A 13637-nucleotide genomic window follows, 5' to 3' on the forward strand; every position below is an offset into this window, starting at 1 on the left:
GTCACACCTCCCTGGAGTCCGGGCCGGCGACGACGTTGGCCGGCTCCCGCTCGGCGAGCACGCGCTTCGTACGCGGGCTCGGCGGAACCTGAAGATCCATCGGCGGCAGCGGGAAGCTGCCGTACGGCCGGGTGTCCGCCTGCTCCTGGAGCGACGGCTTCGGCTCCTTCTTCCGCGACGGCCAGAAGAGCGTGGCCAGCAGCAGCACGCCCGCGCCGACAGCGGTGACGAGCAGCCGGTCCCGGGTCTCCCAGTCCTCGATCGAGCGCAGCCCGGCGAGCACCATGATCCAGACCAGGTTCAGCGGCAGCAGCACCTTCCAGCCGAACCGCATGAACTGGTCGTAGCGGAGCCGGGGCAGCGTGCCGCGCAGCCAGACGAAGACGAACACCAGCATGATGACCTTGCCGAAGAACCACAGCATCGGCCACCAGCCCTCGTTGGCGCCCGACCAGATCGTGATCGGCCACGGGGCGTGCCAGCCGCCGAGGAACAGCGTCACGGTGAACGCCGACATGGTCACCATCGCGACGTACTCGCTGAGCATGAACAGCGCGAACTTCAGCGAGCTGTACTCGGTCTGGAAGCCGGCCACCAGCTCCGACTCCGCCTCGGGCAGGTCGAACGGTGCCCGGTTCGTCTCACCGACGATGGCGATGAAGAACATGATGAAGCTGGGCAGCAGCAGGATCGCGTACCAGCCGGGGGCGGCGAGGTCGAAGCCGCCGATGCTCAGCCGGGTGCCGTCGCCCTGCGCGGCGACGATCCCGCTCGTCGACATGGTGCCCGCGGTCATGAAGACCGCGACCACGCTCAGGCCCATGGTGACCTCGTACGAGACCAGCTGGGCCGCCGAGCGCAGGCCGCCGAGCAGCGGGTAGGTCGAGCCGCTGGCCCAGCCGCCGAGCACGATGCCGTACACGGCGAGCGAGGAGAAGGCCAGCACCACCAGCACCGCCACCGATACGTCGGTGACCTGGAGCGGCGTGCGGTGCCCGAAGATGCTCACCATCGGCCCGAACGGGATCACCGACAGCGCGGTGACCGCGCAGACCACCGAGATCACCGGGGCGAAGAAGTAGACGACCTTGTCGGCCTTGCGCGGGAGGATGTCCTCCTTGAAGGCCAGCTTCACGCCGTCGGCGAGCGTCTGGAGCAGACCGAACGGGCCGGCCTGGTTGGGGCCGGGCCGCACCGCCATGCGGCCGACGACCCGGCGCTCGAACCAGACGCCGAGCAGCGTGGCCGCCACGGCGACGACGAACGCGAACAGGATCTTGCCGAGGACCAGCCACCACGGGTCCTTGCCGAAGTCGGCAAGCGTCGGGTCCTGCGCCGCGAGGATGACGGGGTTCACTGCACCCACCTTTCGTTCCCGACTGCGGAGACGCTCACCACGTCGCCGGACGTCGCGCCGAGGCCGCGCCGCACGGTGGAGCCGGGTGAGTTGGTCGGCAGCCAGACGACGCCGTCGGGCATCTCGGTGATCGCCGCCGGCAGCGTGATCGCGCCGCGGTCGGTGCCCACCGTGACCGGGTCACCGTCGGCGACGCCCAGCGCCTCGGCGGTGCCCTTGCCCAGCCGGACCACCGGCGGGCGGGCGGTGCCGGCGAGGTGCTCGTCGCCGTCGGTGAGGCTGCCCAGGTCGATCAGCTGGTGCCAGGTGGCGAGCACCGCCTCGCCCGGTCCCGGCTGCCGCACGGCGGCCGGCTCGACCGAGGGCGCCGACGGCCGCTCGACCCGGGTGCGCGGCAGCGCGCCCAGCTCGCGGCGGATGGCCGGCACGTCGCCGGTCCCGAGCCGCACGTCGAGCTGCGCGGCGAGCGCGTCGAGGATGCGGGCGTCGGTCATCGCGCCGGTGTCCAGCACCTTCTCGAACGTGCGCAGCCGGCCCTCCCAGTCCAGGAAGCTGCCGGCCTTCTCGACCACCGGCGCGACCGGCAGGACCACGTCGGCGCGGCGGGACACCGCGCTCATCCGCAGTTCCAGGCTGACCAGGAACGGCACCGCGTCCAGTGCGGACTCGGCCAGGCGCGGGTCGGCCAGGTCGGCCGGGTCGACGCCGGCCACCACCAGGGCGCCCAGCTTGCCGTTCGCGGCGGCGGTGAGAATGCCGTCGGTGTCGCGGCCGGCCTGGCTGGGGATCACCCCGGCCGGGATGTCCCACGCCTCGCCCAGCTCCGCGCGCGCGGCCGGCTCGGTGACGACCCGGCCGCCGGGGAGCAGGTTGGGCAGGCAGCCCGCGTCGACGGCGCCGCGGTCACCCGCGCGCCGCGGCACCCAGACCAGCCGGGCACCGGTACGCCGGGCGACGTCCGCCGCCGCCGACAGGCCGCCCGGCACCTCGGCCAGGCGCTCGCCGACGATCAGGATCGCGCCGGGCCGGCCCAGCGCCTCGGCCACCGTGGCGTGCTCGGCCAGCACGCCTGCTTCCTCGCCGGGCACGACCCGGGCGAGCTTCGCCCCGAGCTTCTCCAGGCCGCGGGTCGCGAACGGCGCGATCGCGTACACCGTGAGCTTCTTCTTCAGGTACGCCTTGCGCAGCCGCAGGAAGAGGATCGGGCACTCCTCCTCCGGCTCCAGGCCGACCAGCACCACGGCGGGCGCGTTCTCCACGTCCGTGTAGGTCACGTCGGTGACCCCGGCGACGCTGCTGGCCAGGAAGTCGGCCTCCTCGCGGGAGACCGGGCGGGCCCGGAAGTCGATGTCGTTGGTGTGCAGCGCGATGCGGGCGAACTTCGCGTACGCGTAGGCGTCCTCGACGGTGAGCCGGCCGCCGGTCAGCACCGCCGTGCCGGTCGCGCCGTCGCGGGCCGCGCGCAGCCCCTCGGCGGCCCGGGTGAGCGCCTCGCTCCAGGACGCCTCGCGCAGCTCACCGGTCTTCTCGTCGCGCACCATCGGCGTGCTGATCCGGTCGAACGCGCGGGTGTACTGGAAGCCCCAGCGGCCCTTGTCGCAGTTCCACTCCTCGTTCACGGCCGGGTCGTCGCCGGCCAGCCGGCGCAGGACCTTGCCGCGCCGCCAGTCGGTGCGCTGGGCGCAGCCGGCCGAGCAGTGCTCGCAGACGCTGGGCGTGGAGACCAGGTCGAACGGGCGGGCCCGGAACCGGTACTGGGAACCGGTCAGCGCGCCCACCGGGCAGATCTGCACGGTGTTGCCGGAGAAGTACGAGTTGAACGGGACGTTACCGGCGTCGCCGTCCTCGCCGTACTCCTCGTCCCGGTAGATGTTGATCTCCTCGTGCGAGGAGCGTCCCATCAGGTCGATGAACTTGTCCCCGGCGATCTCCTCGGAGAACCGGGTGCACCGCTGGCAGAGCACGCAACGCTCGCGGTCGAGCAGCACCTGGGTGCTGATCGGCAGCGGCTTCGGGTACTCCCGCTTGTGCTCGTGGAACCGCGAGTCCGTCCGGCCGGTGGACATCGCCTGGTTCTGCAGCGGGCACTCGCCGCCCTTGTCGCACATCGGGCAGTCCAGGGGGTGGTTGAGGAGCAGCAGCTCCATCACCCCCTCCTGGGCCTTCTTGGCGACCGGGGAGGTGAGCTGCGTCCGCACCACCATGCCGTCGGCGACGGTCTGGGTGCAGGAGGCGACCGGCTTGCGCTGGCCCTCCACCTCCACCAGGCACTGCCGGCAGGCGCCGGCCGGGGCCAGCAGCGGGTGGTCGCAGAAGCGCGGGATCTCGGTGCCGAGCTGCTCGGCGACGCGGATCAGCAGCGCGCCCTTGGGCGCGGTGACCTCGACGCCGTCGATGGTCAGCGTGACGGTCTCGGTCTGCTTGGCTACGTCGGTCATCAGCGCCGCCTTCCATTCGCGACTGCGGGACTCGCAAGCTCGTTCCTCGCGCTCATCAGTGAGCTCCCACCAGCTGCTTGTCCGACAGCTTCGGCGCGGTACGTCCCTCGATGTAGTCGAGGTAGTCCTGCTTGAAGTACTTCAGCGACGAGGTCACCGAGCTGGTCGCGCCGTCACCGAGACCGCAGAACGAGCGGCCGAGGATGTTGTCGCAGGTGTCGAGCAGGGTGTCCAGGTCCTCGTGGGTGCCCTGGCCGGCCAGGATGCGCCGGTAGACCCGGACCATCCAGTAGTTGCCCTCCCGGCACGGGGTGCACTTGCCGCACGACTCGTGGTGGTAGAACTCCAGCCACCGGTAGGTCGCGTACACCGGGCAGTCCTGGTCGGAGAAGATCTGCGTGGCGGTGGTGCCCAGGATCGAGCCGGCCGCCGCCACCCCCTCGAAGTCCAGCGGCACGTCCAGGTGCTCGGCGGTCAGCAGCGGCGTCGACGAGCCACCCGGGGTCCAGAACTTCAGGTTGTGCCCGGGCTTCATGCCGCCGGCCAGCTCGATCAGCTCGCGCAGCGTGATGCCCATCGAGCACTCGTACTGGCCCGGGTTGGCGATCCGGCCGGACAGCGAGTAGATCATCGGGCCGGACGACTTCTCCGTGCCCATCGTCTTCCACCAGTCCGCGCCACCGAGCACGATGTACGGCACGCTGGCGATGGTGCCGACGTTGTTGACCACGGTCGGGCTGGCGTACAGGCCGTGGGTCGCCGGGAACGGCGGGCGCAGCCGGGGCTGGCCGCGGAAGCCCTCCAGCGAGTCCAGCAGCGCGGTCTCCTCACCGCAGATGTACGCCCCGGCGCCCGAGTGCACCACCAGGTCCAGGTCGAAGCCCGAACCGAGGACGTTGCGGCCGAGATAACCCTTGGCGTACGCCTCGTCGACAGCGCTGCGCAGCCGCCGGGCGGCGTGCACGGCCTCACCACGGATGTAGATGTACGCCCGGTTGGCCCGGATCGCGTACGAGGCGATGATGACGCCCTCGACCAGCGAGTGCGGGTCGTGGGTCATCAGCGGCAGGTCCTTGCAGGTGCCCGGCTCGCCCTCGTCGGCGTTCACCACCAGGTAGTGCGGCTTGCCGTCGCCCTGCGGGATGAACCCCCACTTGAGACCCGTCGGGAAGCCCGCGCCGCCCCGGCCGCGCAGTCCGGAGTCCTTGATCAGCTGGATCAGGTCGTCCGGGTGCGCCTTGAGCGCCTTGCGCAGGGCGGCGTAGCCGTCCAGCTTCTCGTAGGTGCCGAGCCGCCACGCGTCCGGCGAGAGCCAGCGCTTGGTCAGCACCGGCGTGAGCTTGGCCAGCGTCTCCGGCCGAGGAGTGGTCACTTCCGGACCCCCGTTCCGCTCGCGTCCGCCGGGTCGCCGCCGTCCGCGCCCGTACCGGATTCCGCTTCCTTGAGGTTGCGCTCCTGCGCGCCGGCCGCGTCGCCGGCGGGCTTGCCGTCGCCGGCCGGCGGGTTCGCCGCCGCGCCGGCCGCCTCGGCCGCCCGCGCGTCGCGCGGCGCCGGGGCCGGGCCGTCCACCGGCATCTTCGTGCCGGGCGCGTCGGGCACCGCGGTGCTCGCGTCCGGCTGCCGGGTCTCGGCGGTACGCACCTGCGGCGACTTGGCGTCCGGCGCCTTCACGTCCGGCGCGGTGCTGCCGGTGGCCGCCTCCGGCTTGGCCGGCTCTACTGCCTTGGCCGGCTCGGGTGCGGGGGCCGGCTTCGCGGCCTCGGCCTTCGCCTTCTCCTCGGCGGCGGCCCGGTCGGCCTCGGCCTTGCTGCGGATCGGCGTCTTCGGGTCGAAGCCCGGCACCGAGACGCCGTGCTGCTCGGCCAGGCGCAGGCCGCGCAGGCTGGGCTCGCCCGGCCCGCCGTCGGCCACCGCGCCGTCGCGCTCGTCGGCGAAACCGGCGAGCTGGACCGCCATCTCCTTGAGCGTGCAGAGCCGCGCCCCGCGGGTCGGCATCGGCCGGCCGCCGGCGCGCAGCTCCTCGACCACGTCGAGCGCGGCCTGCGGCTCCACGTTGTCGAAGAAGTCGTAGTTGACGGTCATCACCGGGCCGTAGTCGCACGCCGCCAGGCACTCGGCGTGCTCCAGGGTGATCTTCCCGTCGGCGGTGGTCTCCTCGTGCCCGACGCCGAGGTGCTCGGCGAGGGTGTCGTAGACCTTCTGCCCGCCGAGCACGTCGCACATCGTGTTCGTGCAGACGCTCACCAGGTAGTCACCGGTGGGCTTGCGCTTGTACATGGTGTAGAAGGTGGCGACGGCGCCGACCTGGGCCTTGTTCAGCCCGAGCACCTCGGCGCAGAACTCGACACCGGCCGGGGAGACGTAGCCCTCCTCGGACTGGACCAGGTGCAGCAGCGGCAGCAGCGCCGAGCGGGACCGGTCCGCCGGGTACCGGGCGATGATCTCCCGCGCCCGGACGCGAGTCGTTTCGGAAAAGCTCATCGGTCACAACCACCCATCACGGGGTCCAGCGAGGCGCCGCCGGCGATCACGTCGGCGATCAGGCCGCCCTCGGCCATCGCCGGGAGGGCCTGGAGGTTGACGAAGCTCGGCTCCCGGTAGTGCACCCGGTAGGGCCGGGTGCCGCCGTCGGACACCGCGTGCACGCCCAGCTCGCCGCGGGGCGACTCGATGCCGACGTACACCTGGCCCGGCGGAACCCGGAAGCCCTCGGTGACGAGCTTGAAGTGGTGGATCAGCGACTCCATCGACTGACCCATGATCTTGGCGACGTGCTCCAGCGAGTTGCCCATGCCGTCCACGCCGATGGCGAGCTGCGCCGGCCAGGCGATCTTCTTGTCGGAGACCATCACCGGGCCGGGCTTCAGGCGGTCCAGCGCCTGCTCGATCAGCTTCAGCGACTCGCGGATCTCCGCCACCCGCACCAGGTAGCGGCCCCACACGTCACCGTCGGTGTGCGTCGGCACGTCGAACTCGTACGTCTCGTAACCGCAGTACGGCATCGTCTTGCGCAGGTCCCAGGCGAGGCCCGCGGACCGCAGCACCGGGCCGGTGACGCCGAGCGCCATGCAGGCGGTCACGTCGAGCACCGCCACGTGCTGCGTACGCTCCAGCCAGATCGGCTGGCCGGACAGCAGGTTCTCGTACTCCTTGAGCCGCTTCGGCATCAGCTGGAGGAAGTCGCGGATCTTGCGGATCGCGTCGTCCGGCACGTCCTGCGCCACGCCGCCCGGCCGCACGTACGCGTGGTTCATCCGCAGACCGGTGATGGTCTCGAAGATGTCGAGGACGTACTCCCGCTCGCGGAAGCCGTACAGCATCATGTTGATCGCGCCCAGCTCCATGGCGGTGGTCGCCAGCCAGACCAGGTGCGACGAGACGCGGTTGAGCTCCATCATCAGCACGCGGATGGTGGTGGCCCGCTCGGTGATGTCGTCGGTGATGCCGAGCAGCTTCTCCACCGCGAGCGCGTACGCCGTCTCGTTGAACAGCGGCGAGAGGTAGTCCATCCGGGTCACGAACGTCGAGCCCTGGACCCAGTTGCGGTACTCCAGGTTCTTCTCGATGCCGGTGTGCAGGTAGCCGACGACCGAGCGGGCCTCGCGGACCGTCTCGCCCTCCAGCTCCAGGACCAGCCGGAGCACACCGTGGGTGGACGGGTGCTGCGGACCCATGTTGACGACGATCCGCTCGTCGTTGATCGGGTCCGTGCCGGAGACGACCTCGTCCCAGTCCCCGCCGGTGACGGTGAAGACCTTGCCCTCGGTCGTCTCGCGCTCGGTCGCGTAGTTCGACGTGGTCACAGTGCCAACCCTCCGTTCGCGACTGCGGGGCTCCGCTTCGCTGCACTCCTCGCGCTCACTGGTACGACCGCCGCTTGTCCGGCGGGGGGATCTCCGCACCCTTGTACTCGACGGGGACGCCGCCCAGCGGGTAGTCCTTGCGCTGCGGGTGCCCCTCCCAGTCGTCCGGCATGAGGATCCGGGTCAGGGCGGGGTGGCCGTCGAAGACGACGCCGAACATGTCGTACGTCTCCCGCTCCTGCCAGTCGGCGGTCGGGTAGACGGCGGTGACGCTCGGGACGTGCGGCTCCTCGGCGGAGACCGCCACCTCCAGCCGGACCATGCGCCGGTAGGTCATCGAGGTGAGCTGGTAGACCACGTGCAGGCGACGCTCCGCGCCCAGGTAGTCCACGCCGGACACCGACGAGAGCAGCTCGAAGCGCAGCGCGAGGTCGTCGCGCATCACCTGGCAGACCTCGGCGATCCGCTCCGGGCGGACGTGCAGGGTCAGCTCGCCCCGGTCGACCACGACCTTCTCGATCGCGTCGCCGAAGTCCGGGTACGCCTCCTCCAGCGCGTCCCGCACCTCGTCGAAGTAGCTCCCGTACGGCCGGGCCGCCTCCTCGATCGGCTTGCGCTGGCGGACCAGGCCGCCGTAGCCGGAGACGTCACCGGTGCCCTGGTTGCCGAACATGCCCCGGCCGGCCGGGCTGGCCGGTGGGTACTCCGCCGGGGCGGTGGAGCTGGCACCGGCCGGGGTGGTGGGTACCGGCACCCCGCCGTCGTTGTTCTTGTCGTTCGGTGCGGTCATTTCGGGCCCCTATGCGACGCCTGAAGGTGGTTCTGCGCCTTCATCCAGTTCTCGATCCGAAGCTGCTCCTCGCGCCCCTCGCGGACGGCCTTCGTCCACTCGGCACGGCGGGCCTTGTCGCTGCGGTACGACGAGGGCATCGAGCCGTACGGCACCACCGGCACGTCACCGCGCGCCTGGCGGGCCTCCAGCATCTTGCGGCCGTTCGGGCCCAGCGGCTCGTGCATGATCTTCTCGCGCAGCTTGAGCACCGCGTCGATGAGCATCTCCGGCCGGGGCGGGCAGCCGGGGAGGTACATGTCGACCGGGACGACGTGGTCGACGCCCTGCACGATGGCGTAGTTGTTGAACATGCCGCCGCTGCTGGCGCAGACGCCCATCGAGATGACCCAGCGGGGCTCGGCCATCTGGTCGTAGATCTGGCGCAGGACCGGGGCCATCTTCTGGCTCACCCGGCCGGCCACGATCATCAGGTCCGCCTGGCGGGGCGAGGCGCGGAAGACCTCCATGCCCCAGCGGCCCATGTCGTAGTGCGGGCCGCCCGCCGCCATCATCTCGATGGCGCAGCAGGCCAGCCCGAACGTGGCGCCCCAGACCGAGGTCTTCCGCGTCCAGTTGACCAGCTTCTCGACGCTGGTGAGCAGGACGCCGGAGGGGAGCTTCTCCTCGATGCCCATCTGCTACCTCCTCAGTCCCAGTCCAGGCCGCCGCGCCGCCAGACGTAGGCGTATGCGACGAAGACCGCGACGATGAACAGGACCATCTCCACGAAGCCGAAGATCGGCAGGGCGTCGAAGGAGACCGCCCAGGGGTAGAGGAAGATGATCTCGATGTCGAAGACGATGAAGAGCATCGCCGTCAGGTAGAACTTGATCGGGAACCGGCCGCCGCCGACGGGCTGCGGGCTCGGCTCGATGCCACACTCGTACGCCTCGAGCTTGGCCTTGTTGAGACGCCGCGGGCCGGCGAGTCGGGCAGCGGCCACGGAGAACAGCGCGAACGCCGCAGCGAGGGCGAACAGCCCGATGATGGGTGCGTAAGGAGAGAGCGTCATCGTTGTCCCCTGCTCGTCCTTCCCTGACCTCGGTGGTTGGCCAAAATCACACTATTCACGTCCCTCACGACCTCGGTCGGCGGGGTCGATCCATGTCCGGCTCGTGGGCGTCGGGCCCCGGGCCGGTCGTCTCCTACACGGCCGGGGCCACCTTCGTCATCGCGTTGATGACCCGGTCCATCGCGTCCCCGCCGCGCGGGTCGGTCAGGTTGGCCAGCAGCTTGAGCACGAAGCGCATGAGCATCGGGTGCGGCATGCCGTGCTTGGTCGCCATCCGCATGATCTCGGGCCGGCCGATGAGCTTCACGAAGACGCCGCCGAGCCGGTAGTAGCCGCCGAAGCGGGCCTTCAGCTCCTGCGGGTACGCCATCAGCGCCCGCTCCCGTTCCGCGCCGGCCGGGCGGGCGAGCGCCTGCACCACTACCTCCGCGGCCATCTCGCCGGACTCCATCGCGTACGCGATGCCCTCGCCGTTGAAGGGGTTGACCATGCCGCCGGAGTCGCCCACGAGCAGGACGCCGCGGGTGTAGTGCGGTACCCGGTTGAAGCCCATCGGCAGCGCGGCGCCGAGGATCGGACCCTCCGCGTTGGACTCGTCGGTCATCCCCCAGTCCTCGGGGGTGTTCGCGAGCCAGTCGGTGAGCAGCTTGCGGTAGTTCGTCTTGCCGAACGCCGAGGAGGAGTTGAGCACGCCCAGGCCGACGTTCACCCGGCCGTCGCCGAGGCCGAAGATCCAGCCGTAGCCGGGCAGCAGCGCGTCGTTGCCCTTGGCCCGCAGTTCCAGCCAGGACTCCAGGTAGTCGTCGTCGTGCTTGGCGGCCGAACGGTAGTAGCGGCGGACGGCCACGCCGATCGGGCGGTCCTCCCGCTTGGCCAGCCCGAGGGCGAGCGGGAAGCGGCCGGAGACACCGTCGGCGGCGACCACGAGCGGCGCGTGGAACGTGGCGGGTTCCTTGTCCGGGCCGACCTCGGCCTGCACGCCGATCACCCGGTCGTCGGCGCCGAGCACCGGCCCGAGGACGTTGACGCTGGTCTGGAGCTTCGCCCCGGCGGCGACCGCGCGCTGGGCGAGCAGGTCGTCGAAGTCGAGCCGGGTGCGCACCAGGCCGTAGTTGGGGAAGCTGGCCAGGTCGGGCCAGTCCAGCTCCAGGCGTACTCCGCCGCCGATCACCCGTAGGCCCTTGTTGTGCAGCCAGCCCGCCTCGGGCGAGGTGTCCACGCCCATCCGGATCAGCTGCCGCACGGCGCGGGGCGTGAGCCCGTCACCGCAGACCTTCTCCCGGGGAAATTCCGTCTTCTCCAGCAGCAGCACGCGTACGCCGTGCCGCGCCAGGTGGTACGCCGTGGCCGATCCTCCGGGACCGGCGCCCACGACGATGACGTCGGCGTCGTTCTCCACCGCGGTCATCCGCGCCTCCTCCCGCATGCTCGTGAAATGCTTCACAAGCCGATCCGGTTGGAGTCTATGACCGGCGTTACACCAGTACGCGCTGAGGGGGGCCTAACTTCGCGGAAACGCGCCGGTAAGAGCGTCGAGACCGGTCACGGGCGCGCCTGCGCGGCCGGTCCGAGTCCGGCGTCGAGCCGGATGGTCTCGGGCAGGTGGTCGCGCAACGCGCCGCCGGCGGCCCGGTCCAGCGCGGCGAGCACCTCGGCGACGACCTGCCGGACATCTGCGGGATCCGCGCCGGCCAGCTCGCGGAGCTGCGCGATCAGCTCGGCGGCGTCGTCGTCGGTGGCGGCCTGGTCTGGTCCCGTCATGGGGGCGAGCCTACGGGACAAAGTAGACCAGAATCGGATATTCACGAAATTACCAGCTTGCGCTGGCCGGAGGGTCAGTTTCGGACGGCCCGGTGCAACGCCACCACGCCGCCGGTCAGGTTGCGCCACGCCACCCGTCCCCAGCCGGCCGCGCCGATCCGCGCGGCCAGCGCCGCCTGGTCCGGCCAGGCGCGGATCGACTCCGCCAGGTAGACGTAGGCGTCCGGGTTGCTGGACACCGCGCGGGCCACCGCCGGCAACGACCGCATCAGGTACGACAGGTAGACGGTGCGGAACGCCGGGTTCACCGGAGTGCTGAACTCGCACACCACCAGCCGCCCGCCCGGCCGGGTCACCCGGGCCAGCTCGGCCAGCGCCGCGTCGGTGTCGTTGACGTTGCGCAGCGCGAAGGAGATGGTCACCGCGTCGAAGCTGGCGTCGGCGAACGGCAGTCGCAGCGCGTCCCCGGCCAGCAGCGGCACCGACGGGCGGGTGCGCTTGCCCGCGTACAGCATGCCCAGCGAGAGGTCCGCGCCGACCGCGTACGCCCCGGAGTGGGCCAGTTCCTCGGTCGACACACCGGTGCCGGCGCCCACGTCCAGCACCCGCTCGCCCGGGCGCAGCCCGAGCGCCGCCCGGGTGGCCCGCCGCCACGACCGGTCCTGACCGAACGAGAGCACGGTGTTCGTCAGGTCGTAGCGGGCGGCGACGCCGTCGAACATCGCGGCGACCTCGTGCGGCTGCTTGTCCAGGCTGGCGCGCTGGCCCTGCGGGGTACGGCTCACGCCTCCACTCTGCCAGCCGCGCCGCCCCCGCCTCCCCCCGGGTACGCGGCCGTTGTTCCCATCGATCCCGGCAGACGGCAGGGGCGGGATGGTCACCCATCCCGCCCCTGCCGCGGTGCGTTATGTGAACGGCCCTCATGGGCCGATGGAGGACGACGGTCCGACGGACGCCGCAAGCGTAATGGCGTCGTCGGCTCACCGGGCCGTGCTCGACCGGGTCGCCGCCGACCTGTTACCTGCCTGCTCGCGGCCCGGATCGGTGGTGTCGCGCGGGCAGGCTAGCCGCCGGTGATCACGCAGGTGAAGACCCCTGGCGCAAGCTTCACCGGAAACGGGCGGAGCTCCGGCCGCACGACGAACGCCGACCGGCCGAACGGCGGAACCGGGTCAGTTGACCTCGACCAGCGGCAGCGACTTCCCGGCACCGCCGCCGGGCAGGGCGATCGACGAGAAGTGCGAGACGACGCGGTCGTCGCTCGGGTCGTCGGCGGCCGTGTGGTGCACCGCGAGCCGGTTGTAGAGCGTGTCCCGCTGGGCCGGGATCCGGTCGGCCGACCGGATCATGCCGATCAGCTCGTGCAGGTTGGACCGGTGCCGGGCGCCGGCCGAGGAGATGACGTTCTCCTCCAGCATGATCGAGCCGAGGTCGTCCACGCCCATGTGCAACGCGAGCTGCCCGACGTCCTTGCCGGTGGTCAGCCAGGACGCCTGCAGGTGCGGCACCGTCTCGAAGAACAGCCGGGCCACCGCGACCAGGCGCAGGTACTCCAGCGTGGTCGCCTGGGTGCGGCCCTTGAGGTGGTTGTTCTCCGGCTGGTACGTCCACGGGATGAAGGCCCGGAAGCCACCGGTGCGGTCCTGCACGTCGCGGATCATCCGCAGGTGCTCGATGCGCTCGGCGTTCGTCTCGCCGGTGCCCATCATCATGGTGGCCGTCGACTCCAGGCCCTGCCGGTGCGCCAGCTCCATGACCTCCAGCCAGCGCGCGCCGGACTCCTTCAGCGGCGCGATCGCCTTGCGGGGCCGGTCCGGCAGCATCTCCGCGCCGGCACCGGCGATCGAGTCCAGGCCGGCGGTCTTGATCCGGGCGATGGCCTCGTCCAGGCTCACGCCGGAGACCTTCGCCATGTGCAGGATCTCGCTCGGGCCGATCGAGTGGATGGCGAGCTGCGGGTACGCCTTCTTGACCGAGGAGAACAACTCCTCGTAGTACTCGACGCCGTAGTCCGGGTGGTGCCCGCCCTGGAGCATGACCTGGGTGGCGCCCAGCTCGACCGCCTCGCCGCAGCGGCGCAGGATCTCCTCGGTCGGGTGGGTCCAGCCCTCCTTGTGCTTGGGGGCCCGGTAGAACGCGCAGAACTTGCACGCCGTCACGCAGACGTTCGTGTAGTTGATGTTGCGGTCGATCAGGTACGTGACGATGTTGTCCGGGTAGCGGCGCCGCCGTACCGCGTCGGCCGCCTCGCCCAGCGCGTGGAAGGGCGCGTCGGTGTAGAGCAGCAGCGCCTCCTCGGGCGTGATCCGCCCGCCGTCCGCGCCGCGTTGCAGGATGTCGTCGATCTCCCGGTTCGCCGTCACATCCCCGAGCGTACGTCGCGACCGGTGGATGCCGCCGTACCGGGCCCTCCGGTGTGAGCCGAACCCACTTC

At 71.1% G+C, this 13637-nt stretch carries 12 protein-coding genes; all 12 read right to left on the reverse strand.

Features of this window, described 5'->3' with window-relative positions:
- Nucleotide 1 precedes the first annotated feature (1 nt).
- The gene (nuoH, locus tag ACN27C_RS06445) at nt 2–1357 is read right to left on the reverse strand and encodes an NADH-quinone oxidoreductase subunit NuoH (protein WP_120572076.1); all 1356 of its coding nucleotides are present in this window, start codon (nt 1355–1357) and stop codon (nt 2–4) included.
- Nucleotides 1354–3795, reverse strand: coding sequence for an NADH-quinone oxidoreductase subunit G (locus tag ACN27C_RS06450; protein WP_422750705.1), 2442 nt, complete (start codon nt 3793–3795; stop codon nt 1354–1356). The genes nuoH and ACN27C_RS06450 overlap by 4 nt, the downstream gene beginning before the upstream one ends.
- A gap of 55 nt (nt 3796–3850) precedes the next feature.
- Nucleotides 3851–5167 carry an NADH-quinone oxidoreductase subunit NuoF gene (gene nuoF / locus ACN27C_RS06455; RefSeq protein ID WP_252454323.1) on the reverse strand — a complete coding sequence of 439 codons (1317 nt, stop codon included), beginning with the start codon at nt 5165–5167 and terminating at the stop codon, nt 3851–3853.
- A complete protein-coding gene (gene nuoE, locus ACN27C_RS06460; protein ID WP_358171075.1) occupies nt 5164–6276 on the reverse strand; it encodes an NADH-quinone oxidoreductase subunit NuoE in 1113 nt (370 codons plus the stop codon). The genes nuoF and nuoE overlap by 4 nt, the downstream gene beginning before the upstream one ends.
- Entirely contained in the window at nt 6273–7598 is a 1326-nt protein-coding gene (locus ACN27C_RS06465; protein ID WP_120572080.1) for an NADH-quinone oxidoreductase subunit D, read from the reverse strand. Before ACN27C_RS06465 ends, nuoE begins: the two co-directional genes overlap by 4 nt.
- 55 nt (nt 7599–7653) lie before the next feature.
- Nucleotides 7654–8388 (reverse strand): NADH-quinone oxidoreductase subunit C, encoded by a 735-nt coding sequence (locus ACN27C_RS06470; RefSeq protein ID WP_252454321.1) that lies wholly within the window; start codon nt 8386–8388, stop codon nt 7654–7656.
- Nucleotides 8385–9065, reverse strand: coding sequence for a NuoB/complex I 20 kDa subunit family protein (locus ACN27C_RS06475; protein ID WP_013283602.1), 681 nt, complete (start codon nt 9063–9065; stop codon nt 8385–8387). Before ACN27C_RS06475 ends, ACN27C_RS06470 begins: the two co-directional genes overlap by 4 nt.
- A gap of 11 nt (nt 9066–9076) precedes the next feature.
- Entirely contained in the window at nt 9077–9442 is a 366-nt protein-coding gene (locus tag ACN27C_RS06480; RefSeq protein ID WP_013283601.1) for an NADH-quinone oxidoreductase subunit A, read from the reverse strand.
- A 133-nt stretch (nt 9443–9575) separates the two neighbouring features.
- Entirely contained in the window at nt 9576–10850 is a 1275-nt protein-coding gene (locus ACN27C_RS06485) for a geranylgeranyl reductase family protein (RefSeq protein WP_121683241.1), read from the reverse strand.
- A gap of 134 nt (nt 10851–10984) precedes the next feature.
- Nucleotides 10985–11203 (reverse strand): hypothetical protein, encoded by a 219-nt coding sequence (locus tag ACN27C_RS06490; RefSeq protein WP_018787811.1) that lies wholly within the window; start codon nt 11201–11203, stop codon nt 10985–10987.
- 74 nt (nt 11204–11277) lie between these two features.
- The gene (locus ACN27C_RS06495; RefSeq protein ID WP_091414513.1) at nt 11278–11988 is read right to left on the reverse strand and encodes a demethylmenaquinone methyltransferase; all 711 of its coding nucleotides are present in this window, start codon (nt 11986–11988) and stop codon (nt 11278–11280) included.
- 387 nt (nt 11989–12375) lie between these two features.
- Nucleotides 12376–13566, reverse strand: coding sequence for a cyclic dehypoxanthinyl futalosine synthase (gene mqnC, locus ACN27C_RS06500; RefSeq protein WP_358171073.1), 1191 nt, complete (start codon nt 13564–13566; stop codon nt 12376–12378).
- Nucleotides 13567–13637 lie beyond the last annotated feature (71 nt).

Origin of the sequence: Micromonospora sp. WMMD1219 (assembly GCF_049315215.1) — a bacterium.
In the GTDB taxonomy this organism is placed as follows: Bacteria; Actinomycetota; Actinomycetes; order Mycobacteriales; family Micromonosporaceae; genus Micromonospora; species Micromonospora tulbaghiae.